Here is a 21,982-nt window from a genome sequence, read left to right on the forward strand (position 1 = left end):
TGAACGGGCATCATCGTAAGGGGCTGCATGTCGCCGGCCTCACCCGATTGTCGGCCTTCCACTGCATGGCCATCCGCACCCGCGTCGCGCCCGACGGGTGGTCGAAAAACAGGAACTCCTCGATTCGCCCGGGCTCGATCTTGCGATAGTCGGAGAGTTTCATCGCGATGCTGGCGAAACCGTCAGGTTCGCAAGCCGTGGCGAGGCCGAACAGGTCGGCCTGGCTCTCCTGCGCGCGGACCAGCGTATTCATCACCGGCATCATGACCAGGAAGAAAACGACGGCCAGCGCCGAGAACAGCGGCGCCACGGCGGGATCGCCGACATCGCGCACCCCCCATGTCCCGCCCCAGCGCGCCAATATCGCCGGCGCCAGCCGATAGAGCAGCCAGAACCCGGCGAGGAAGACCAGCGCCAGCAGGCCGATCAACTGCCAGGCATGGCCGAGCACATAATGTCCGAGTTCGTGCGCCATGACCGCCGCCGTCTCCGCCTCGCTGGCCTGGTTGAGCAGATTGTCGTTGAGCGAGATGCGGATCGTCGGGCCCAGCCCCGAGACATTGGCGGAGATGCGCTTGTCCTGCCGCGACTGGTCGAACAGATAGATATGCGCGGCCGGAACATGGCTCGCCCGCGCCATCGCGACGATGCGATCGCGCACCGGCCCGGCCGGTAGTTCGGCATAAGTGTTGAACAGCGGCGCGATGAAGACGGGTGCGATCAGCGTGCCGAGGCTCGTGAACAGCGCCAGCGCGGCCGCGCCCCACAGCCACCAGCGTCTCGGCGCACGGCGGATTACCGCGAAGATCACCGTCATCAGCAGCGCGCCGACGGCCACCGCGATGCCGAGGCCGATGGCCTGCTGGCCAAGCCAGCCGGCAAGGCTCTGGCTCATGAGGTCATAACGCTTCTCGCGGACGAAGCCGGTGTAGAACGACCAGGGAAAGACGATCAGCGCGCTGGCGACGGCATAGGGTGCGGCGTAGAGCGCCGGCACCAGCCAGCGACGCGGCGTCGCCCGCTCGGCCCAATCACGAAAACGCGCCGAAAGCCCGGTGCGCAACATCAGCCACTTGGCCAGCAGCGTGACGAGCGTGCCCCAGATCAGCAGCCAGTATCCGCCCTCGAAATATGCGTCCGATGTGGCGCGCGCCGTGCCCTGCAACGTGTCGAGATAGGCACGGGTCGCGGCCTCGACCTCCATTGACGCGGCGCCATTCGCGGCCAGCGCCAGCCCCGGCACCATGGCTGTCACGGCCAGCGCAAATCCCGTCCGGCCGATCTGCATCGCCACATCTTCCCACTATCCCCGCGCCAAGCCTGGCAGCTGCAGGAAATAATTTAACTCTCATATTGATAATTTAACTCTTATATAAATTCAATGACCAAATGAGAGTGGCACTGAGATCATCCAATGGTCGCACCAGCCTGGTCGCATGCCGTCCGAGACTTCCCCCCAGGCGTCTGCGAGGTCCTCGCCCCTCTCGCGAGCCTGCCCCTACCTGCCCCACTGCCCCCACACCGCCATCACCGCGCTCGCCAGCAGCACCACCGCGAACAGGATGTTGACCACCCGCGACACCCTCGGGTGATGCAAGAGCCGCGCGAACGACGCGCCGGCGATCAGCCAGCCGGTGTGAATGAGCACGATCATGATCGTCAGCACGGCGATCTTGAGGGCGGCTTCGGCGATCGGCGGCGCGCCGGCGAAGGCCGAGCCGGCATAGACCGCGGCGATCGCCACATAGGCCTTGGGATTGGCGACGGCGAGCAGGAAACCGCCGGCAAGGGATGGCGTGCGGGCCTGGCCGTTCTCGGCCGACAAGGGTGGCGCGGTGGCGATCTTGACGGCGAGATAGACGATATAGACCGCCGAGAGGCCGATCAGCACCGGCGCCAGCCGCGGCTGCGACATCAGCATCGAGACGACGCCGGCCGCGACCGCCAGCAGCACGGCGATCGCGCCGAGAACGATGCCCGAGAGATAGGCGAGCGAGCGGCGAAACCCGAAAGCCGCGCCGACCGCCGTGACGCTGATCGTCGCCGGTCCCGGGCTGCCCATCACCACCAGCGAGGCGAGAATCAGCGTCGCCAGCGGCTGCCAGATCGTCATTGCCGGAAGTCCCTGGCCCATCGTTGAAATCCCCGTCATCGTGGCACGATGCCGGGAAAGCTAGGCCAGGCGGGCGGCCCGCGTCTTGAAGGTTTGTGCGAAAACGCCGGGCCCGGCCGCGGCGCGGCGAAAGCCGGCATCCGGATCGGCCGGGGCGGCAGCGGGATCACGCGGTTCGCGGCACGTCTCGTGGGCCAGGCCTTCTCGCCGCACCGTCACGACACCTATGCCATCGGCCTGACCGTTTCGGGCGTCCACACATTCAGCTACCGAGGCGAAAGGCGGCACTGCCCCGCCGGCCAATGCCACATCCTGCACCCCGACGAGACCCATGCCGGCGGCGCCGGCACCGAGCACGGTTTCAGCTACCGGATCCTCCACATCGATCCCTGCCTGGTTCAGCATGCGCTCGGCGGCAAGCCGTTGCCTTTCATTGCCGACCCGGTGATCCGGTTGTCCGCGCGGCACGCGAGCCTCATACGATCGATCTGGACCGCCGGCGATCCCTTGGACGAGGTCGCGCGGGTCGCGATCGCGGTCGGCATCGCCGACATGCTGCAGGCCCTGGCCATGCCGGGCCGCGCCGCCGAGCCCCCGCTGCCTCTGGCATCGCTCGCACGGGTTCGCGACATGATCCTCGAAAACCCGGCGGTCCGGCTGTCCTCCGAAAAGCTGGAAGGTATCTCCGGCTTGGACCGCTGGACGCTGGCCCGCCAGTTCCGCTCAGCCTTCGGCACCAGCCCCTCCGGCCTCCGCACCATGCGGCAGCTCGGCCAGGTCCGTTCGCTGGTGGCGCGCGGCTCAGGTCTCGCAGACGCCGCCCTGACCGCCGGTTTCGCGGACCAGAGCCACATGTCGCGGCAGTTCAAGCGCGCCTATGGACTGACGCCCGCCACCTGGGCCGGCCTGCTGCGGGCGTCCGGCCTAGTTGCAGCACCCGCATCGCGGTTCACGGCTCTAGCGTGAAGCCGCCTTCAGCCAGGCTCTGGCCGTTGACCAGCAATTCCAGCCGGTGATGGCCGGCATGGTGCTTGCGCGTGGTGAAATCGCGGATGACCTGGCTGATCGAAAGCGTGCATTCACCTGACGGTTCGAGCAGGATTTCCCTCAGCTTGAACACCTTGGCCGAGGCGGCCCCGCTCTTTTTGACGTAGTGGACGGCATAGTCGACGATCAGCTTCTGCGGCTCGGCCGCGGTCGAGACGAGCCGTGCCGACAGCGTCAGGCGCTCGCCGAGCGACAGCCGCGCCGGCGTCACCGCGAAAGCCTCCACCCGCACCGCCGCGCCGCGCGCCGCGCCGACCAGGTCGAGCGCCCGCTGGTCGCCGCGCTTGATCAGTGTCCGGAGCGCCTGTTTGGCGATCCAGGTCGTTCTGGCGTTGTCGCGCGGCCAGCCGGCGATTGTGGCGAGCACCCAGTCCGGATTGTCCTTGGTGATGTCGTTCAGGTGGTTGGCGACCGATTTGCGCACATAGAGACTGTCGTCGGCCTTGAGATTGTCGAGGATCGCCGCCACCGGGCGCGGATCGGCCATCAAGGGCTTCAGCTGGAACGACCAGGGCAGCCGCGGCCGGCAGCCTTCGCTCGCCAGCCGCCGGACATGCTCGTTGTCGTCCTGCGACCAGCGCTCCATCACCGCCAGGGTGCGCTTAAGGTCGCGTTGCAGGAAATGCCGGATGGCGAATTCCGACGACCCGAAACGGGTGAAATAGTGCAGTGCCGTCATCGAGGCATCGAAATGGTCGGCGCCGTAGAGCGCGACATATTCGGGCAGCACGATCGACGCGAAACCGTGGTTGATCCGTGGCGCGAGGGCATGGAGCACGCGGAGATTGGCCTCGAACGGACCGGCCAGGACCTGGTGGAACGTCTCGGCGATCTGCCGCAGCCGCTGCATGATGCTCAAATCGTCGAGATTGGCCGAGGCCAGGCGCAGGAAAGCCTTGGCGTCGAAAGACGGATCGATGCCGGCCGTCTCGGTCGCCAGATGTTGCAGGCGCTGCCGGTTGAAGATCTCTTTCAGCGCGGGCGCGCTCTCGGTCGTCACGTCGGTCATGCCGGGCCCCGATTTCAGCGGATCGAATCGGCCTGCATGAAACGCCATCGGCGCGGTCTTGTCGCGGCCGGAAGGCGATTGGCATGGCATCGCCGGCCCGGCCGGCAGCGGTCCCGGCCGCTGGCCGGAACGCGCGCGCGGCACGGCCAAGGCCAGCAAGGAACAGGCGGAAAGCCGACTATGGTCGCGCCCAGCACCCCTTGCAAGCGGGCTCGGCAAGCCGACGCGGCCGGGGCTGTCGTCATTCTGTCAAGAACATCTGATCAGCCCCAATGGAGAAATACTGACCCGGCTAAATCGCCGGACGGTATGGCAAGATGGACAGGCCGCATCGCGCGGCGGGTCCAGTCTCTCGCCTCGGGCCATGACCACGATGACCAAGCCGAATGCAGTGCTTGAGATCTTCTACATGGACGCGGGCGGCGGCCATCGCAGCGCCATGAACGCGCTCAAGGACGTGCTCGCCGAACGTTATCCCGGCTGGCAGGTCAAGCCGGTCGACCTGCAGAAGCTGCTCGAGCCGATCGACCCGATCCACCGGATCACCCGCAGAATCACCCGGCCGCTGCAGCGCATCCTCGGGCAGATCGCGCCCAAGCTGGCGCTCGAGCCGGTCCAGGCGCAGGACGTCTACAACACCGCCCTGAAACACGGCTCGACCCGCGGCCTCGGCGCCATCCTGCCTATCCTCCAGGCCTTCATCAGGCTTTTCGCCCTCGAGCTGGAGGAGATCCTGCGCCAGCACTGGCGCGAGCCGGGTCATGACAAGCCCGACCTCGTCGTCTCGGTCATCCCGAATTTCAACGGCGTCATGTTTCGCGCCTTGAAGGACGTCCACCCCGATGTGCCCTTCGTCACGATCATGACCGACATGGTCGACTGTCCGCCGAATTTCTGGATGGAGGACCAGGACCAGGTGATGATCTGCGGCACCCAGAAAGCCGTCGAGCAGGCCAAGGCCTCGGGCTTCTACCCGGCGGCAAACCTCATCGAGGTCTCCGGCATGATGCTGAAGGGCTCGTTCTACGATCAGCCCGACGCGGCGCGCCTCAGCCACTCCGCGCTCGGCCTGTCGCCCGATCGCGCCACCGGCCTCATCATGTTCGGCGGCAACGGCTCGCTCACCGCGTCCCTCGCCATTCTCAACCGGCTCGAAAAGGCCGGGCTCGAGATCCAGACCATCGTCATGTGCGGCAACAACAAGAAGCTCCACGACGCCTTGCGGGGCCGCGCCGGCTGCCATGCCGTCGGCTTCGTCTCCAATGTCGCCGACTACATGCGCCTGGCCGATTTTGTCATCGGCAAACCCGGCCCGGGCAGCATCAGCGAGGCCATCCACATGGGCTGCCCCGTCATCGTCGAGCGCAACGCCAACACCATGCCGCAGGAACGTCCCAACGTGGACTGGATCCTGGACATGAGCGTCGGCATTGCCGTGAAGAGTTTCGAAAAGCAGATCGTCGGCGCGGTCCAGCGCCTGCTGAACGACATCGAGAGCTATAAGCGGAACATACGGACCAACGTGCCCTATAATTGCGCGGTGTTCGAAGTCGCGACCCATCTCGGCCACCTCGTGGCGGCGCGCGGACGGTGAGTGGTAACATCCTTTGCACAACGGTCGGTCGCAGGACGGCCAACCGTTGTGCAAGACTGGCGCCGCAGTCTCCGGCACTGGCCCGTTGATGCGCGACTGTCCGGTTCAGTCGCGCATGCCGTCAAGCTCCTGGCGCAGCCGCACCAGCGGATCGATGGCGGCGGCGAACGGCGCCTCGCCGATCGCCGCCACGAGCGCCACGAGCATCGGCCCCAGCCGTTGGATGCAATCGGCATGCATGGCGCGGCCGGCCCCGGTGATCTCGACCAGGCGGCCGCGGCCGTCACTGGCATCGGCGGCGATGACGACCAGCGCCTTGGCTTCCAGCCGCTGCAGGGTCGAACTCATGGTCGCCTTGGTCAGCTGGAAGGCGCGCGCCAGGTCGGACGGGCGCCGGCGCCCGCCCAGCCGGACGAAATGGTTGAGCACGGTGAACTGGGCGAGCGTCATGCCATCGGGCATCGCCCGCTCGAAGGCGGTGGTCGAGAGCTGGCTGATGATGCCGATCTCGTTGAACACGCGGAAGGCGAGATCGGTGGCGGTGGTCGGAACTGTGGTCATGCGGGCCGGATGCGGGTCGCCGCCGCCCAGCGCGGCGTCTGCGGAACCTCAGGACCGTAACCCAAACGGGCCAGCATGTGCAGCCGTCGCGGCGCGGCCGTGTCGAGCATCGCCTCGATCGCCGCGCGGGTTGTGGTCATTTCGGCAAACTCCTGCAGGGCCTGGCTGACCGGGTGCAGCGACAGCCCCAACGCCGCGGCGGTCAGGTTGGCACGCAGATAGGTCCGCCCGGCGGCGAAGGCGCCGGTCCGGCCGTCGTCCGGCGCCGTCACGGTCAGATAGGCCGGCGTGCCGGCGAGCATGGCGCGATACATGTCCTCGCCCAGCCTGAAGGCAGTGGAGCCGGGGTCGGCGAGCTGCGCCCGCGACAGCTGGCCGAAAACCGACAGTCCCTCCAGCAGAGGTCCGCCGAGCGAGATACCATCGGGATTGGCCTCGATTTCCCGGCGGCCGATGCGCATCAGCTCGACACTTTCCAGATGGGTGTGCTTCGTCCGCGCCTCAATGCCCCAAGCTTCCCAGGTGAGCGCCCGGACCCGGCCAACCCGCCCGGGATCGCTGACGGTCGCGACCGTGGCGAGAGGAGAAGACAGCGCCGCCAGGTCGCGCATCGCCGCCTCCGGCACGCCGCGCGCCATGTCGTAGGGCTGCTTGGTCGAGCGGCGCGCCTTGATGCGGGCGAACAGCGGATCGGCGGCAACCGGATCGGCGCGCACCAGCCGCAGAAACGCCACCGGCCGCTGGTCGAGCCGCGCGCCCGGCTCGCCCTCGGGAAACGCGGTCACCTCCAGGCGATAGCCGATCGCCGTCGCCGCAATGCTGGCGAGTTCGGTGAAACAGCCGAGGCCAATGGTGATTTGCCGGTCGAACGGATCGGTCTGCGGCAGCCTGCGGGCGAGATCGCACCAGAGCGTCATGCTGTCCGACCCGGTGAGTTCGACGATCCATGGCTGGCGGTTGTGCGGATTGGGCGCCAGCACGGCATGTTCGACGACGAAGCGGCGCGGGTCGGACCGGAACGCGCCGGCCTCGGCCCAAGGCTGCAGCGCACGGTGCGGCGTACGCGTCAGGGCGAAGGCGGCGATGCCGGTCGCGGCGACGAGGCCGGCTGAAGCGGTGGACAGGAAAAAGATGCGGCGGTTCATGATCTTTCTCTTTGGTTAGATATCGAACTACATAATTCGATATCTAACCAAATCGCCGCTGTCAATGGGCTGCCTGCGCGGTCTCCGGGACGCTGCCTCCCGGATGGCCCTGTCGACTTGGCCCGAGACATTCCCCTAGGATCGCCGGAGCTCTCGCCGCCCCTGCGACGCCCTCCCCCGACCTGGAGCCAAGCCTTTCCGATGAACGAGACGACATTGCCTTCGGCGCAAGCCAACCAGCCCGGCCCCTATGACCTCGTGATCCGCGGCGGCCGGTTGGTCGATCCCGAGACCGGCCTCGATATGACGGGCGACGTCGCGCTCAGCGGCGGCCGTATCGCGGCTATCGGCACGATTGCGGCCGAGACCGCCCGCGCCATCGATGCCTCCGGCCTGGTGGTGGCGCCAGGTTTCATCGACCTGCACGCCCATGGCCAGTCGATCGCCGCCGACCGCATGCAGGCCTTCGACGGGGTAACCACCTCGCTCGAACTGGAAGCCGGCGTCCTGCCGGTCGCCCGCTGGTATGACGATCAGGCCCGCAAGCGCCGCGTGCTGAACTACGGCACCGCCGCCAACTGGGTGTTCGCTCGCATCGCCGCGATGATCGGCGCCGATCCGGAACCGGAACTCGGCTTCATGTCGCGCAACTCCCACGACAAGCGCTGGGTCGACAATGTCGCGACCGACAAGGAGATCGCCGAGATCGTCGCCCGCCTGACCCAGGGTCTCGACGAGGGCGGCATCGGCATCGGCATTCTCAACGCCTATGCGCCGGGCGCCGGCGTCAAGGAACTCTCGGAGGTGGCAAGCCTGGCCGCCGCCCATGCGGTGCCGACCTATACCCATGTGGCCTATGCCTCGAACGTCGATCCCAGGAGCTCGATCGAAGCCTATACCCGGCTCATCGGTTATGCCGGCTCGACCGGCGCCCATATGCACATCTGCCATTTCAACAGCACCAGCCTGCAGGACGTCGAGCGCGCCGCCAGGCTGGTGAAAAAAGCGCAGGACCAGGGCCTGAAAGTCACCGTGGAAGCCTATCCCTATGGCACCGGCTCGACCGTGCTGGGTGCCGCCTTCTTCGCCGATCCGGCCTTTGTCGAACGCACCGGCAGCGGCTATGGCGCGATCGAGATGGTCGATACCGGCCGCAGCTTTTCCAACCGCGACGAAATCCTGCAGGCCCAGGCCCAGGACCCGGGTTCCCTGGTGCTCTGGCACTTCCTCGACATCGAGGCCAATCAGCGCCATCGCGACCTGCTCGACGTCTCCATCCTGTTTCCCGGTGGCGCCATTGCCTCCGACGCCATGCCCTGGTCGCTCGCCGACGGCTCGTTCTACGAGGGCGATGCCTGGCCGCTGCCGGCGGACGCCTCGTCGCATCCGCGCTCGTCCGGCACCTTCACCCGCTTCCTGCGCCAATGGGTGCGCGAGCGCCGGGCGCTGTCGCTGATCGACGGCCTCGCCAAATGCACGCTCATCCCGGCGCGCATCCTGGAGGAGAGCACCCCGGTCATGCGCAAGAAGGGCCGCCTGCAGGTCGGCTGCGATGCCGATATCGTGGTGTTCGATTACGACACGCTGACCGACCGCGCCGAGTTCAAGGCGATGAACCGGGCCGCCGAAGGCATGCGCCATGTCCTGGTCAATGGCGAGGCGGTGATATCGGGCGGCGAACTCGTCACCCAGGCGAGACCCGGCCGGCCGGTGCGGCGCCCGGTCAAAACCGCCAGCTGACCCATGGCCATTCCGGTTATCCTGGTCACCGGTTTCCTGGGCGCCGGCAAGACCACGCTGATCAACCACCTGTTGAGCGCCGCCGATGGGCGGCGGCTCGCCGCGGTGGTCAATGATTTCGGCGCGATCAATATCGACGCCGACCTGATCGCCGGTGCCGCCGACGGCGTGGTCAGCCTCGCCAATGGCTGTATCTGCTGCTCGCTGCAGGGCGACCTCCTGCGCACCCTTGGCCGGCTCATGCGCCGCGACCCGCCGCCCGACGGCATCATCATCGAAACCAGCGGCGTCTCCGACCCGGCCGAGATCGTCACGAGCCTGCTCGATCCGGTGATCTGGCGCGAGGCCGCGCTGGAAGCGGTGATCGCGCTTGCCGATGCCCGGGCGCTGACCGACAAGCCCGACCTGCTCGACGACGCCTTGTGCCGGGCGCAGATCGCGGCGGCCGACATCGTCGCGCTCAACAAGGCCGACCTGGTGACGCCGGACGAACTGGTTCGCGCCCGTGCCTTGCTGGCCGCGCTCCGGCCGGCGCGGGTGATCTTCGACGTGACCGAGGGGCGGATCGCGCCGGAACTGGCCTTTGCCGGCGAGCCGCAGGCGCCGCGCGAGCCGGGCCAGGCCGGCCGCGCCCACGGCTTTTCGACACCGCGCTTCGAAACCATGAGCTGGACCGCCGATGCGCCGCTGTCGCTACCGCGTTTCCAGGCCGCTATCGGCAAGCTCAGCCCTCACCTGGTTCGCGCCAAGGGCTTCGTCGCCTTCCGCGAACAGGCCGGCCGGCCGCTGCTGTTCCAGCTGGTCGGCGAGCGCGCCACGCTCGGCCCGGCACCAGCAGGCCGCGACGGCGCGCCGCTGGTGCGCCTCGTGCTGATCGCCGAGAACGGCAAGCTCGACGCCGACGCGACCCGCGCCATGCTGGAGGCCTGCATCGAGCGCGAGGTCTAGCCGCGTTCAGAGCGAACCGGCTCCCCCCGATCGGCACCAGTCGACCGCCGCGACCTCGCGGCTGATCCACGCGTGAAAGGCCTTCACGTTGGTCAGGCCCTGCTTCCGCCGGGGACAGACGAAATGATAGGCGCGGCCGGTGCGCAAGACGAGGCCATAGGCGATCACCAGCCGCCCGGTGCGCAACTCGTCATAGGCCAGCACGTCATGCGCCAGGAACAGGCCGCCGCCTTCGATGGTCACATCCAGCGCGTGGTCGGGGCTGCTGAAACGCAGCCCGCGGTCGACATCGACGCCGGTCACGCCAGCCGCTTCGAACCATTCGGGCCAGCCCGGCAGTCCCGCGCGATAGTCGTCATGGATCAGCGGCAAGCCGCCGAGCGCCGCCGGCGTGTCGAAGGGGCCGTGGGCGGCCAGCAGCTTGGGGCTGCACACCGGCACGAAGTTGAGGTCGACGAGTTTTTCGACCGACAGCTCGGCATCCGGCGGAGCATCGGTGCGCAGCATGCGAATGGCGATATCGACCCCATCGGTGCGGAAATCGGCGAGCGCCATGGTTGAGGAAATCCGCACGTCGATGTCGGGATGGGCGGCCGCGAAGCGGTGCAGCCGAGGCGCCAGCCATTTGGCGGCGAAGCCGGTCGGCGTGCTGACCACCAGCACACGCTCGTCGCCGGGGGTTTCCAGGCCCGCGACCGCCTCGCGGATCTGGTTGAAGCCGGTCTGCAAGCCCGGATAGAGCTGTTTTCCGGCGCGGGTCAGCGCGATCGCCCGCACCCGCCGTTCGAACAGTTTCAGGCCGAGCAGATCTTCGAGCCCGCGGATCTGGTGGCTCAGTGCGCCCGCCGTCACATGCAATTCTTTCGCCGCCTTGGTCAGGCTCAGATGCCTGGCCGCGGCTTCGAAGGCACGCAGCGCGTTGAGCGGCGGCATCGGCCCATGCATGAGATTACCTCAACTATCGGCTGAGACCTCATCCTTTGTCACGGCGGTGTTTCGGCGTCAATCATGGCGTCATCGAGCGTCCTGCCCCGGCATTTGCCGGACGCCGGGCGCCAGACCCAACCCGGAGCCAGCATCATGGCCTACGTGACCCATTCCAGTTTCGACCCTCACGACGACACCACGGCCCTGCGCCCGCGCGGCCTGCTGGCGAGCCTCGGCCACCTGCTGGCGCGGCTGGGCGGCAGGATCACCGAATCCAGCCAAAGCACCACGGAGCGGGCCATCGAAAATCTGGTCATGCGCTCCGGCGGCCGGCTCACCGACGGCATCGAGCGCGAGATCGCCCGGCGCATGATGGGCGCGACCTCGCGGCGCGGCTGCTGGTGACGGGCGCAGATCGCGGCGGCCGACATCGTCGCGCTCAACAAGGCCGACCTGGTGACGCCGGACGAACTGGTTCGCGCCCGTGCCTTGCTGGCCGCGCTCCGGCCGGCGCGGGTGATCTTCGACGTGACCGAGGGGCGGATCGCGCCGGAACTGGCCTTTTGCCGGCGAGCCGCAGGCGCCGCGCGAGCCGGGCCAGGCCGGCCGCGCCCACGGCTTTTCGACACCGCGCTTCGAAACCATGAGCTGGACCGCCGATGCGCCGCTGTCGCTACCGCGCTTCCAGGCCGCTATCGGCAAGCTCAGCCCTCACCTGGTTCGCGCCAAGGGTTTCGTCGCCTTCCGCGAACAGGCCGGCCGCTACTGTTCCAGCTGGTCGGCGAGCGCGCCACGCTCGGCCCGGCTCCGGCAGGCCGCGACGGCGCGCCGCTGGTGCGCCTCGTGCTGATCGCCGAGAACGGCAAGCTCGACGCCGACGCGACCCGGGCCATGCTGGAGGCCTGTGTCGAGCGCGAGGTTTAGCTGGCCAGCCTGGGCGCCGGCATGTCCTGGCCGCCCTGATGCAGTACTGCCTGGACCGCTCGGCCCTGGCTGTCGGTGTCGAACGACAGCTGGGCGTCGATCTCGTCGGTGAAGAAATCGGTGGCGCTCTCGGCGAGCACTTCCACCTTGGGCTGGCCGGTCGCCTGGACGAATAGCCGGCCAGCCTCGTGGGTCACCGTCAGGACGAGGGCCGGGTCCAGCTGGTAGCGACCGGCATAGCTTTCCAGCACATCGGGCGCCACCGCCACGGCCACACGCGGCCTCACCGGCGGCGCCAGCGGCAGATCGCGGTTGAGCAGGTGCTGGCCGATATCGTGGACCCCGACAAGATTGGAGGTATTGGACAGGACGACGACGCCGGTCCGCGCCCTGGCCAGGTAACCGATGAAGGACTGGTGGCCGCCGGTGCCGCCATTGTGCCAGATCATCTCGTCGCCGCTCGTCTGGCCGCCGCTTTTGGCGATCACCCAGCCGAGGCCGGTCTCGACATCGGCGATGCCCATCGGCCGGCGAAACGCCAGCATCGCCGTGACGGCCGGCGAAAGCGGCGTCTCCCGATGGCCGAGGATCGCCTCCAGGAAATTCAGGAGGTCGCGGGCGGTCGAGCGCAGGGCGCCGGCGCCGGCAAGCGTCGGCAGGTCCCAATGCTGCACGCGCTTCAGGCGCGGATTGTGGGCACCGGCAAATCGTGTCCTGGCCTCGCCGGTGACCGTCGCCATGGTGCTGGTCATGCCGAGCGGCGCGGCGATGCGGGCATGAACCAGGGCCTCGTAGTCCAGGCCGGCCCGCCTGGCCAAGGCCTGGCCGAGCAGGCCGTAGCCGAGATTGGAATAGGCATATTGCGTGCCGATGTCGCGCGTCAGCACATGGCCGGACAGGAAGGCATAGAGCGCCGCCACCGAATAGTCGGCATAGGGATTGCCCGGGTCCTGCGGCGCGAAGTCCTCCGGCAGGCCCGGCAGGCCGGAGGTGTGGGTCGCCAGATCGGCAAGCGTGATCGGTCGCCCGCCGCGTTCCGGCGAGGCGACCCCGCCGGGGAGATATTTGGCGAGCGGGTCGGCCAGCGCCGCCTCGCCGCGCCTGACCATGTCGGCCAGCAGCAGCGCGGTGAAGACCTTGGTCACCGAGCCGATCTCGTAGAGCGTGTCGGCGCCAACCGGGCGGGCGTCGTCGCTTGCCATCACGCCATGGGCGACGATGCGGCGGCGGCCGTCGGGCGCGACCAGGCCAACGACCATGCCGAGGCTCTGCTTCTGCACGTCGATGCGCTCGGTGAGAATCGCCTGGATGTCGGCGTCCGAAGGACTGTGATGCGGGGTCGAAGCCTGCGCTGCGCTGGCCGATGCCATGGGAAACGGTCCTCCTGATAACAGCTGGCGGGTCGCCGCCACGGACAAGTCGGGTCTCGCCGCGCGCCGGGCGATTGGTGCGACCCTGCGTGATAGCCCGGGAATCCAGGCGCGGAGCCGCGGCGCGATGGTCGCCGCGAATGATTGCAGCGGCATTGCGATCCGCCGCACCGTGGCAAGGGGCCGCAGGCAAGGGCATCGCCTGAGCCACACGCCTTGACGGCCGCCGCGCCGGCGTCGCAGAACTTGGAAACGTCGCGCCAGCCCCGGCCAACCCGCAATCGGGCCAAGCCCCGTTCGCAATCGCCAGCATGGGATCGTCAAGCCGTGAACATGCTGAGGGCCTGGTGGAAAAGCCTGACGTCGCCGCGGCTCGACCTCACGCTGTCGATCCATAGCGGCCTGACGACACGCATCGTCGGACGTCCCGGCGCCATCCTCGACGATGCCGAACTGGCGGAGCTCGTCGACAAGCTGCGACAGGTCGCGGCGCGCACCCTGTCGGCCGGCGAGCTCACCTATGGCGTCTTTTCCGGCGACCGGCAGCGCCTCGCCTCGACCATCATCACGCTGATCGCCGACACGGCGACCGGCCAGCCGATCGCCTTCAACGCGCTTGCCCTGATGGAGACGGACATCGACGGCGACCGGCAGGAGGTGATGCATCTCGGCCTGGTCATGGTCGATCCCGGCGTGCGCGGCAAAGGCCTGTCCGGCGTGCTCTACGGCCTCACCGTGCTGATCCTGTTCCTGCGCGGCGGCCTGCGCACCCGCTGGATCTCCAATGTCACGCAGGTGCCGGCCGTGGTCGGCATGGTCTGCGAGACCTTTTCCGACGCCTTTCCCTCGCCCGACCCCGGCACCCGCCAGAGCTTCACCCACCTGAGCCTTGCCCGGCAGATCATGCGCCGCCATCGCGCGGTCTTCGGCGTCGGCCCGGAGGCCGGTTTCGACGAGGCCCGCTCGGTCATCACCAATGCCTATACCGGCGGTTCGGACGACCTGAAAAAGACCTTCGCGGAAGCGGCCAAGCACCGCGAGGAACGCTACAACGCCTTTTGCGCTGGCCTCTTGGACTATGGCCGCGGCGACGACGTGCTGCAATTGGCCAGGATCGACCTGCCGGCGGCCCGCCGCTACCTGATCGGCCAATTGCCGCGGGGCTCGCTGCCGGCGGTCGCCGGCGCCGGCCTGTTCCTCCTGCTTCAGCGCCTGATCCTGCCGGTGCTGCACTGGCTCGACACCGGCAGGAGTTTCGGCACGCTGAGGCCGGCCAAGGACAGCAAGGCATGATGGCGGATTTCGACTATAGGCGGTTCACCACCCGCAATATCGGCTTCGTCACCGAGGCGGAGCAGCAGCGCCTGCGGGCCGCCACGGTCTTCGTCTGCGGCGTCGGCGGCATGGGCGGAGCCGCCTTCATGGCGCTGGTCCGCGCCGGCATCGGCCGCTTCGTCATCGCCGATATCGACGTGTTCGAGGTCTCCAACCTCAATCGCCAGGTCTTCGCCAATGCCGCGACCATCGGCGCGCCCAAGGCTGAGAGCGCGGCCGCCGCGGCGCGCGCCATCAACCCGGAGATCGAGATCGAGGTGCTCGGCGCCGAATGGGTCGACCGGCTGCCCGAGATCGCGGCCCGCTCGCCGATCATCGTCAACGGCATGGACGACATCCCCGCCGGCATTCACCTCTACCGCACGGCGAGAGAAGCCGGCGCGACCGTGATCGACGCCTATATGTCGCCCCTGCCCTCGGTGACCGTGGTGCGGCCGACGGACCCCAGGCCCGAGGAGCGGCTCGGCTATCCGACCCTGGGCAAGGCCTGGCGCGCCATCGGCGAGGCCGACCGGCGGGCCGCCATGCTGGCCGAGATCGAACATGTCATGCTGCACTCCTCGTCGCGCCGGCATGTCGACCTCGCCATCGCGGCCGAGGTTGCCGCAGGCCGGCGCAGCCGGATGTCGTTTGCCCCCATGGTCGTCACAACAGGCATGCTGATGGCCTATGAGGTCATTGCCCTGGTGCTGGCCAAGCCGAGCGGTACCGATTGCCGCGGCTGGTTCTTCAATCCGCATGGGCCGAAGGTCGAGCGTCCGCTGCCGGCTTTTGTCGCGGCACTGCTCCGGCCGCTGGTGCGGCGGGCGCTGCGCCGCATGGTGGGGACCTGATGGATCCGGTCCTGGCTGCCGACTCGGCCGTCAATATCTGCGGCGCCATGGGGCTGGCCGTCGCCGTCCTCATTTTCCGTGCCCGCGATCGCCACGGGCCGCTGACACGCCGGTTCAGCCTTGTGCTCGGCCTGGTCGCGCTGGTCTTCCTGCTGCGCGGCGCCGGCTGGCTGGTTGGCAGCCTTTGGCTCGAGCAATGGGCGGTCGCCTGCGCCGCCTTCATCCCGCTCGGAGCCGTGGTGGTGATCGAGGGCATGTTGCGCCGCCATGCCCCGCGCGCGCTCAAGCTCGCGGTGCTCGCCGGCGGGCTCGTGCTGGCGCCGGCCGGCCTGTTCGCCCCGGCCGCCCTCGGCGACACCGTCGAAATCACGCTGGCCCTGTTCCAGCTCGCCACCTTCGGCGCCTGCGGCGTCCTGCTGGTCACCCGCGACCGCGCCTCGCTGTCGGAAGCCGAGAACCGTAGCGTCGGACGGCTCGGCATTGCCGCCTTCTGCATGCTGCCCTTCATCCTCTCGGATTTCCGCGCCTTCTTTCCGGCCATTCCGGTGCGCGCCGGCGCGCTCGGCGCGCTGCTGCTGGTCACCTTCGCCCTGGTCGCCGACACCGCGAGCGAAGCCCGGCGCGGCCATGCCGCCGTCCTGGCGCTGCGCATCGCCGCCGGCCTGCTGCTCGGCCTCGCCTTGTCCGCCCTGGTGCCCGGCGGCGATGCCGGCGAGACCCTGCGCCTGGCTGCCGTGACGCTCGCCGGCACCCTGGTGATCGGCCTGCTGGTCGATACCGCCAGAGCCCTTCTCGCCGCTGGCTCCCCGGGTCTCCTCGATCGCATCGCCAATGCCGAAGCCGAGACCCGCGACGGCCTGATCGCGGAGATCGCCCGCCACCCGCCCTTCGAGGGCGCCCGGCGCCTGTCGGAAGCGGCACTCGCCGATTTCGACCCGCCGATCCTGCGCCAGGCGCTCGCCAACCGCATCGTCATCCGCCGCGCCGACCGGCCCTGGTCGCGGCCGGCGGACGACCCGGCGACCGAGCGGCTGGCGGCGCTGATGGCGACCCATGGGGCGAGCCACCTCATCGTCATCGGCCGCGATCCGCTCGACCTCGTCGCGCTGCACGTGCCGCTGGTCATGGCCGACCAGGCGACCGAGACGGCCATGCTGCTCGCCGGCCGGCTGATCGCCGCGGCCCCCGGGGCCGGCAGATGATCCGCATCACCCGGGGCGACCGGGCCGCCGCCTTCGCCGTCACGGCAGAAGTCTATCCGGCGAGCTCGCCCTACGTGCCGCCCATGTGGTCTGACTTCGACCGCATGTTCGATCCGGCCAGGAACCCGCTGGTCACCGAAGGGCATGGCCGGTTCGAGCTGTTCGTCGCCTGGCGCGACGGCCGGCCGGTCGGACGCATCGGCGCGAGCCTGCATCAGGCCTCGAACATCAGGCACGGCACGCGCCGCGCGCAGTTCGGCTTCTTCGACTGCGCCGATGATCCGGAGGTCGCCGCGGCGCTTTTGACGGCCGCGGAGGATTGGGGCCGGGCCGCCGGCATGACCGAGATGGCAGGCAATTTCAACCTGACCGCCATGCAGCAGATCGGTGTCGTCACCGAGGGTTTCGAGCGGCAGCCCTATTCCGACATGGTCCATAGCCCGCCGCATATCGCGCGGCTGCTCGGCACCAACGGTTATTCCGCGACCTTTCCGATGACCACCTTCGAGACCGACCTGACGGCGCTCGACCCCGCGGCGCTGCTCGGACCGGCCCAGGCGGCGATCTTCGCCGACCCGGATTTCGCCTGGATGCCGATCGACCGGAAAAGCTTCAGGACGCGGCTCGCCGAGGCGCGCACCGTGCTGAACGACGGCTTCGCCGACAATCCGATGTTCGTGCCGACCAGCCCGGCCGAATATCTGTTCCAGGCCGGCGACATGATGTGGGTGATCGACAAGCGCATTTCCTGCGTTGCCCATTACCGCGGCCAGCCGGTCGGCGTGATCCTGGTCATTCCTGACCTCAATCCGCTGGTCAAGGCGGTCGGCGGGCGCATGGGCCTCGGCTTCGCCTGGCATCTGGTCAAGCAGCGCCTCACCAACCGGCGGGCCGTGCTGATCTACCAGTCGGTGTCGCGCGCCATGCATGGCCGCGGCATCAACGGCGCCATGCTGTTCAAGGTCGCAAGCGCCATGAAGGCCATTGGTTACGACCGGCTCGGCACGACCTGGATTGCCGACGTCAACGGCGCCAGCCTGAGGCAAATGGACAAGCTCGGCGCCCGGCCGCTGCACCGGCTGCACCTGTTCGCCAAACCCCTGTTCGCCCCGCCCCTTGCGCCTGCCAGCCCGCCGGAGGCCGCGTGATCGCTGTTGAACCCGATCTGCTTCGCCGGCTGGTCGCCGAGGCGCGGCTGGCGCCGAGCGTCCACAACATCCAGCCGACGCGGGTCTCGCTCGACGCCGGTGCGATCCTGCTGCAGGACGACCCGGCGCGCCGGCTGCCCGCCGCCGATCCGACCGGCCACGACGTCAGGCTGTCGCATGGCGCTTTCCTGGAAGGCCTGGCCCTGGCGCTCGGCCGGGCCGGCCTGGCCATCGCCGAGCTGACCGTGGCTCCGACGGGCGCCGCCGGGCCAATCGCCCGGATCGCCGCGGCCGCTGGCACCCAAGACCCTTCGGCAAGCCCGGACCCGCTCGCAAGCCATGTTGCCGCGCGGGCGAGCTGGCGCGGCGGCTTCACGCCGGCCGACGACACGACGCGCGCGGCGCTGGCGCGGCTCGCCGGCAACCAGTCCGATCTCCTGATGGTGACCGAACCCCAGGCCGTCAGGCGCATTGCCATGCTGGCCGATCGCGCCGGCCTGTTCTTTCTCCGCGACCAGGCCCATCGGCGCGAGCTCACGCACTGGATGCGGCTCTCCAGGGCCCATCCCGACCATGACCGCGACGGCCTCAATGCCGAGGCCATGGCGCTCGGCCGCATCGAGGCCTTCGGCGCCGGACTTGTCCTCGGGCCCCTGTTTCCGCTGCTCGACCGCCTGGGCCTTGCCGGACCGGTCACGGCAGAGGCCGGCAAGGCCGGTTCGGCCGCCGCCATGGCACTGTTCCACCGTGCCGAGGGCGAGGATCCGCTGGTCACCGGCCGCGCCTTCTATCGCGCCTGGCTCGCCGGCTGCCCGGTCTCGGTGCTGGCCGACTGGCCGGAGGCCAATGCCGCCTTGCGCGCCGCCCATCCGCTGCCGGCCGGCCGGCGGCTGGTCAATGTGTTCCGCATCGGCGTTCCCGCCCGGCCACGGCGGATCGGCCATGCCCGGCTGCCGGTCGAGGCGCTGATCAGGCCGGCGTCATAACAGCTTCAGATAGTCGATCAGCGCCTGGCGTTCCTCGGCGGTGAGATCGGCGACCTCCCGGTCGTGGCCGCGGTTGGAGAAGCCGGGCTTGCGCGTGTCGATCTCGACCCCGCGGGAAAACGGCTGGTAGTCGCCGAGGTCGCGCCAGAGGCCGCTCGCGTCTGGCGCCAAGGCCAGGCCGACGCGGACGAAGTCGAGCCGGTGGCCGCCGACCATGAACCGCTCGGGTCGCGTCGCCGGTTCCAGCAGGTGCCACAGCGTCGGCACCGATCCGTTGGTCAGATAGGGGGCGGTCGCCCAGACCCCGCTCAGCAGCGGCGCGGCCAGCTTGCCGGTCGCCGCGGCGGTCATGTGGCGCCGATAGACCGTGCCGTTGACCCGCGCGGCGAGCGAGCCGTCAAAGGCGCGCGCACGGCTCATATCGGTGCCGACATCCCCGGCCCAATTGGGGAAGCTGACCAGGCGCGGCCGGTCCAGATCGCCGTCATAACTGCCGTGGCATGCGGCGCAGGCCCGCGCATAGGTCGCCTGGCCGAGCGGCAGGCGGGCGCGGTCGATCGCGCCGGGAAAGCGCTGCGGCCGATAGGTCGCCAGGAACCGGGCGATATCGGTGAAGGCGGGAATGGCGGCTTCCGCCCGCTCCGGCGCCATGCCCATGCTCGGCACGGTGAAAAACGAGCCGATGCTGGCGAGCTCGCCCGGGTCGGCGCGTGCCGCCTCGTCGGCCGAGCGTGGAACGAAGCGAGGCTTGCCGACCGGCGCATAGGCACCGTCGGCGAGCAGGGCCGAGCGGAAGCTGCGGTCGGCAAGATCGGGGATCGAGACATAACCGGCGCCGGCCAGGCGATAACCCTCGACCTCGCCGAGCCGGAACTTCAGCGCGGCGACCCCATTGGTCAGGCCCGGGGCGCCGTTGGCAAAGGGCAGCGGCTGGTCGCCGTCCCTGCCGAGTTCCGCCATGCGCGCTCTTGCTCGCGGCAGCACCAGCCAGCGCAGGCTCAGCCGCTCGCGCCAGGTGAGGCCGGGATGAAGCCGGTCGATCGCCCGCCACAGCATGGCCTCGTCGGCGAAGGCCCGTTTCAGCGCCCGATAGACGGTCTGCGCATAGGCCTCCAGATCGAGCGAGCTGTTGGGCATGCCGAGCGCCGGGCGCTGCGGTGCCGGCCGGCCATCGGGGCCATAGGTGACGCCGGCATGGCAGGAGGCACAGCCGAGATTGGCCGCGGTCACCCGCAAGGGCGGCATCGAGCGCTCGACCCGCCCAAGCGTCAGGCCGAGCGGCGCGCGCGGCAAGCCGTCCGCGGCCCCTTCGCCCGCCGGCCGTTCGGGGTAAAGAAAGCCGACCGCGCGAAAGGCCTGCTCGACCAGCGCCGCCGAGACCCGGTCGGCGTCGCCCTCGGCCAGGTCCAGCGCCAACGCCGCGCTCAGCACCGTCCAGGGCAGCGCCGATGTCTCCAGCGTGTCGAGATCGAGGACGCCAAGATCGCCATGGGCGAACTGCATTTCGCCACGCGAGACGGGATCATCGGCGAGGCGGGCCGGCAGGCTGGTCGAGCGCGCGGGCGCGGCGCGCGACAGCTCCCAAAAGGCCCAGGCTGCGATGACAATGACCACGGCGATGCCGGCGAGCAGACCCTTTGCGACCTTGCCGCGGCTCTTGTCCTTGATCCAGGTCACGGCGCCAGGGAACTCTCATGCTCAGATCCGAGGACATTCAATAGGCGCTGGCGCGGCCCTTGGGCAAGGCGGTCCTTGGGTAAGGCGGCGCGTGGGCCAATTGCCGCGACGGCGGCGACCGGCTACCAAGGGCCACGGCGAAGCAGACTGAAACAACCGGGCGGCGGCAGGTCCGGCTTGCGGCTGTTCGGAGCCTCGATCGCATCCCATGACCATGCAGCCATGACCATGCAAGACGCCGCCCCCGGTGCCACGCCGCAGCCTTTGCTGTTCTCGACCGCCGAGCTCGGCACGCCGGACGAGGCGCTCCAGCGTTTCCGCCAGCTGACCACCGACATCTGCGACGTCACCGTGCTCGGCGAGCCGCAGGAATTCCATGTCGCCACCTCGACCTGGCATCTCGGCAACGCGGTCCTGTTCGAGAGCCGGTCGAGCGCGCTGCGTTACGACCGGACCCCGCGCCATGTCGCGCGCGGCATCGACCATCTCCAGCTGACCTTGCATATCGCCGGCGGCGCCGAGTTCCTGGCCGGTGACCACACGTCGATCCAACGATCCGGCGACGTCTGCCTCATCGACATGGCCAAGCCGAGCCGGACGCGCGAGATGACCGCCGACGACGGCCGCGTGCATCTCCTGAGCTTCATGCTGCCGCGCATGCTGCTGGCCTCGGTGTTCGGCGCGGCCCAGGCTATTCCGGCGCTCGCCATCCTGCCCCGCGAAAGCGCTTTCGGACGGCTGACCGGCGAGCACATGCTGATGCTCCGGCAATGCGCCGCGGGCCTGACCCAGGCCGAGAGCCAGGCCGCCATCCAGTCGCTGGTGCATCTGGCGGTGGGTGGTCTCGCCGGCCGTCGCGATGCCGACGCGCCGACCGTCGCCGCATCGCAGGAAGCCTTGCTGTCGCGCATCCGGCGGCATGTCGAGGACAATCTCGGGGCCGCATCGCTGACGGTCGACAGCCTGTGCCTCGCCTTCGAGCTGTCCCGCGCCAGCCTCTACCGCCTGTTCACGCCGGACAGTCCGGCGAACTATATCCAAAAGCGCCGCCTGCACCGCGCCTTCGCCATGCTGATCTCGCCGGCCTTCCGGTCGTGGCGGATCATCGACATCGCGCTCGAATGCCATTTCAGCAGCGACGCCACCTTTATCCGCGCCTTCCGCCGGCAATTCGGCATCACGCCGGGCGACGCCCGCGGGCTCGCCGGCCGGACCATCGGCGGCGCGCTGCCCGGCAATGGCGGCGCCTTGCTCAGGACTGACGACGAGGCGATCCGCTGGGTCACCCAACTGACCGGCGCCATGCCGCACATGCGCCCCGGCCAGACATGATCCGGCCTGCGCTGACCTGAGACGACGGGCATGTTGCCCTGCGACGTCAGGCAAAGCCCGGCCAGCCGCCCTCGGCTACGACTGGTCCGCC

The 21,982-nt window shown here is 69.0% G+C and carries 19 protein-coding genes and 1 pseudogene; 12 read left to right on the forward strand and 8 right to left on the reverse strand.

Features of this window, described 5'->3' with window-relative positions:
• Positions 1 to 10: 10 nt before the first annotated feature.
• Positions 11 to 1,288 (reverse strand): M48 family metallopeptidase, encoded by a 1,278-nt coding sequence (locus E8M01_RS00865; protein WP_215908839.1) that lies wholly within the window; start codon positions 1,286 to 1,288, stop codon positions 11 to 13.
• Between the two features lie 210 nt (positions 1,289 to 1,498).
• Positions 1,499 to 2,113: a LysE family translocator gene (locus tag E8M01_RS00870; protein ID WP_211596685.1), complete on the reverse strand. Its 615-nt coding sequence runs from the start codon at positions 2,111 to 2,113 to the stop codon at positions 1,499 to 1,501.
• Between the two features lie 48 nt (positions 2,114 to 2,161).
• Between E8M01_RS00870 and E8M01_RS00875 the strand changes: the two genes are divergently transcribed.
• Positions 2,162 to 3,079, forward strand: a complete 918-nt coding sequence (locus tag E8M01_RS00875) for an AraC family transcriptional regulator (protein ID WP_136958386.1) — start codon at positions 2,162 to 2,164, stop codon at positions 3,077 to 3,079.
• Here the strand turns inward: E8M01_RS00875 and E8M01_RS00880 are convergent.
• Positions 3,063 to 4,160: a DNA alkylation repair protein gene (locus E8M01_RS00880; protein ID WP_136964380.1), complete on the reverse strand. Its 1,098-nt coding sequence runs from the start codon at positions 4,158 to 4,160 to the stop codon at positions 3,063 to 3,065. The two genes, E8M01_RS00875 and E8M01_RS00880, sit on opposite strands and share 17 nt — an antisense overlap.
• A 373-nt stretch (positions 4,161 to 4,533) precedes the next feature.
• Between E8M01_RS00880 and E8M01_RS00885 the strand changes: the two genes are divergently transcribed.
• A complete protein-coding gene (locus E8M01_RS00885) occupies positions 4,534 to 5,763 on the forward strand; it encodes a glycosyltransferase (protein ID WP_136958387.1) in 1,230 nt (409 codons plus the stop codon).
• A gap of 105 nt (positions 5,764 to 5,868) precedes the next feature.
• Here the strand turns inward: E8M01_RS00885 and E8M01_RS00890 are convergent, their stop codons facing one another.
• Together E8M01_RS00890 and E8M01_RS00895 are read right to left on the reverse strand one after the other, a co-directional pair.
• Complete coding sequence (locus E8M01_RS00890) at positions 5,869 to 6,324, reverse strand: MarR family winged helix-turn-helix transcriptional regulator (RefSeq protein ID WP_136958388.1); 456 nt, start codon at positions 6,322 to 6,324, stop codon at positions 5,869 to 5,871.
• Positions 6,321 to 7,469, reverse strand: coding sequence for an Acg family FMN-binding oxidoreductase (locus E8M01_RS00895; RefSeq protein WP_136958389.1), 1,149 nt, complete (start codon positions 7,467 to 7,469; stop codon positions 6,321 to 6,323). Before E8M01_RS00895 ends, E8M01_RS00890 begins: the two co-directional genes overlap by 4 nt.
• A gap of 201 nt (positions 7,470 to 7,670) precedes the next feature.
• Here E8M01_RS00895 and E8M01_RS00900 point away from each other — a divergent pair, with 201 nt between their 5' ends.
• The gene (locus E8M01_RS00900; protein WP_136958390.1) at positions 7,671 to 9,209 is read left to right on the forward strand and encodes an amidohydrolase family protein; all 1,539 of its coding nucleotides are present in this window, start codon (positions 7,671 to 7,673) and stop codon (positions 9,207 to 9,209) included.
• 3 nt (positions 9,210 to 9,212) lie between these two features.
• Complete coding sequence (locus E8M01_RS00905; RefSeq protein ID WP_136958391.1) at positions 9,213 to 10,157, forward strand: CobW family GTP-binding protein; 945 nt, start codon at positions 9,213 to 9,215, stop codon at positions 10,155 to 10,157.
• Between the two features lie 6 nt (positions 10,158 to 10,163).
• Here the strand turns inward: E8M01_RS00905 and gcvA are convergent, their stop codons facing one another.
• A complete protein-coding gene (gcvA, locus tag E8M01_RS00910; RefSeq protein ID WP_136958392.1) occupies positions 10,164 to 11,102 on the reverse strand; it encodes a transcriptional regulator GcvA in 939 nt (312 codons plus the stop codon).
• A 135-nt stretch (positions 11,103 to 11,237) separates the two neighbouring features.
• Here gcvA and E8M01_RS00915 point away from each other — a divergent pair, with 135 nt between their 5' ends.
• Positions 11,238 to 11,489 carry a hypothetical protein gene (locus tag E8M01_RS00915; RefSeq protein ID WP_136958393.1) on the forward strand — a complete coding sequence of 84 codons (252 nt, stop codon included), beginning with the start codon at positions 11,238 to 11,240 and terminating at the stop codon, positions 11,487 to 11,489.
• A gap of 238 nt (positions 11,490 to 11,727) precedes the next feature.
• A pseudogene (locus E8M01_RS00920) lies at positions 11,728 to 12,008 on the forward strand (CobW C-terminal domain-containing protein).
• On the opposite strand, the gene E8M01_RS00925 reads toward E8M01_RS00920, so the two are convergent.
• Positions 12,005 to 13,378, reverse strand: coding sequence for a serine hydrolase (locus E8M01_RS00925; protein WP_136958395.1), 1,374 nt, complete (start codon positions 13,376 to 13,378; stop codon positions 12,005 to 12,007). The pseudogene E8M01_RS00920 and the gene E8M01_RS00925 sit on opposite strands and share 4 nt — an antisense overlap.
• A gap of 333 nt (positions 13,379 to 13,711) precedes the next feature.
• Here E8M01_RS00925 and E8M01_RS00930 point away from each other — a divergent pair, with 333 nt between their 5' ends.
• Genes E8M01_RS00930 through E8M01_RS00950 form a run of 5 tightly spaced genes read left to right on the forward strand, consistent with a single transcriptional unit; the run spans position 13,712 to position 18,882 of the window.
• Entirely contained in the window at positions 13,712 to 14,671 is a 960-nt protein-coding gene (locus tag E8M01_RS00930) for a hypothetical protein (RefSeq protein WP_136964381.1), read from the forward strand.
• Positions 14,668 to 15,546 carry a ThiF family adenylyltransferase gene (locus tag E8M01_RS00935; RefSeq protein ID WP_136958396.1) on the forward strand — a complete coding sequence of 293 codons (879 nt, stop codon included), beginning with the start codon at positions 14,668 to 14,670 and terminating at the stop codon, positions 15,544 to 15,546. Before E8M01_RS00930 ends, E8M01_RS00935 begins: the two co-directional genes overlap by 4 nt.
• Positions 15,546 to 16,748 (forward strand): hypothetical protein, encoded by a 1,203-nt coding sequence (locus E8M01_RS00940; RefSeq protein WP_136958397.1) that lies wholly within the window; start codon positions 15,546 to 15,548, stop codon positions 16,746 to 16,748. Before E8M01_RS00935 ends, E8M01_RS00940 begins: the two co-directional genes overlap by 1 nt.
• Positions 16,745 to 17,896, forward strand: a complete 1,152-nt coding sequence (locus tag E8M01_RS00945) for a GNAT family N-acetyltransferase (protein ID WP_136958398.1) — start codon at positions 16,745 to 16,747, stop codon at positions 17,894 to 17,896. The genes E8M01_RS00940 and E8M01_RS00945 overlap by 4 nt, the downstream gene beginning before the upstream one ends.
• Entirely contained in the window at positions 17,893 to 18,882 is a 990-nt protein-coding gene (locus E8M01_RS00950) for a hypothetical protein (protein WP_136958399.1), read from the forward strand. The genes E8M01_RS00945 and E8M01_RS00950 overlap by 4 nt, the downstream gene beginning before the upstream one ends.
• Here the strand turns inward: E8M01_RS00950 and E8M01_RS00955 are convergent.
• Positions 18,877 to 20,559: a c-type cytochrome gene (locus tag E8M01_RS00955; RefSeq protein WP_136958400.1), complete on the reverse strand. Its 1,683-nt coding sequence runs from the start codon at positions 20,557 to 20,559 to the stop codon at positions 18,877 to 18,879. The two genes, E8M01_RS00950 and E8M01_RS00955, sit on opposite strands and share 6 nt — an antisense overlap.
• 222 nt (positions 20,560 to 20,781) lie before the next feature.
• Here E8M01_RS00955 and E8M01_RS35305 point away from each other — a divergent pair, with 222 nt between their 5' ends.
• The gene (locus tag E8M01_RS35305) at positions 20,782 to 21,891 is read left to right on the forward strand and encodes a helix-turn-helix domain-containing protein (RefSeq protein ID WP_215908841.1); all 1,110 of its coding nucleotides are present in this window, start codon (positions 20,782 to 20,784) and stop codon (positions 21,889 to 21,891) included.
• Positions 21,892 to 21,982: the final 91 nt, after the last annotated feature.

Source organism: Phreatobacter stygius (assembly GCF_005144885.1).
Taxonomy (GTDB): domain Bacteria; phylum Pseudomonadota; class Alphaproteobacteria; order Rhizobiales; family Phreatobacteraceae; genus Phreatobacter; species Phreatobacter stygius.

Coding starts and splice junctions, on each gene's coding strand:
- E8M01_RS00885 (WP_136958387.1), top strand. CDS start 4,534: ATGACCACGATGACCAAGCCGAATGCAGTGCTTGAGATCTTCTACATG.
- E8M01_RS00895 (WP_136958389.1), bottom strand. CDS start 7,469: ATGAACCGCCGCATCTTTTTCCTGTCCACCGCTTCAGCCGGCCTCGTC.
- E8M01_RS00890 (WP_136958388.1), bottom strand. CDS start 6,324: ATGACCACAGTTCCGACCACCGCCACCGATCTCGCCTTCCGCGTGTTC.
- E8M01_RS00940 (WP_136958397.1), top strand. CDS start 15,546: ATGGATCCGGTCCTGGCTGCCGACTCGGCCGTCAATATCTGCGGCGCC.
- E8M01_RS00925 (WP_136958395.1), bottom strand. CDS start 13,378: ATGGCATCGGCCAGCGCAGCGCAGGCTTCGACCCCGCATCACAGTCCT.
- E8M01_RS00915 (WP_136958393.1), top strand. CDS start 11,238: ATGGCCTACGTGACCCATTCCAGTTTCGACCCTCACGACGACACCACG.
- E8M01_RS00945 (WP_136958398.1), top strand. CDS start 16,745: ATGATCCGCATCACCCGGGGCGACCGGGCCGCCGCCTTCGCCGTCACG.
- E8M01_RS00870 (WP_211596685.1), bottom strand. CDS start 2,113: ATGACGATCTGGCAGCCGCTGGCGACGCTGATTCTCGCCTCGCTGGTG.
- E8M01_RS00875 (WP_136958386.1), top strand. CDS start 2,162: ATGCCGGGAAAGCTAGGCCAGGCGGGCGGCCCGCGTCTTGAAGGTTTG.
- E8M01_RS00900 (WP_136958390.1), top strand. CDS start 7,671: ATGAACGAGACGACATTGCCTTCGGCGCAAGCCAACCAGCCCGGCCCC.
- E8M01_RS00935 (WP_136958396.1), top strand. CDS start 14,668: ATGATGGCGGATTTCGACTATAGGCGGTTCACCACCCGCAATATCGGC.
- E8M01_RS00930 (WP_136964381.1), top strand. CDS start 13,712: ATGCTGAGGGCCTGGTGGAAAAGCCTGACGTCGCCGCGGCTCGACCTC.
- E8M01_RS00865 (WP_215908839.1), bottom strand. CDS start 1,288: ATGCAGATCGGCCGGACGGGATTTGCGCTGGCCGTGACAGCCATGGTG.
- E8M01_RS35305 (WP_215908841.1), top strand. CDS start 20,782: ATGACCATGCAAGACGCCGCCCCCGGTGCCACGCCGCAGCCTTTGCTG.
- gcvA (WP_136958392.1), bottom strand. CDS start 11,102: ATGCATGGGCCGATGCCGCCGCTCAACGCGCTGCGTGCCTTCGAAGCC.
- E8M01_RS00905 (WP_136958391.1), top strand. CDS start 9,213: ATGGCCATTCCGGTTATCCTGGTCACCGGTTTCCTGGGCGCCGGCAAG.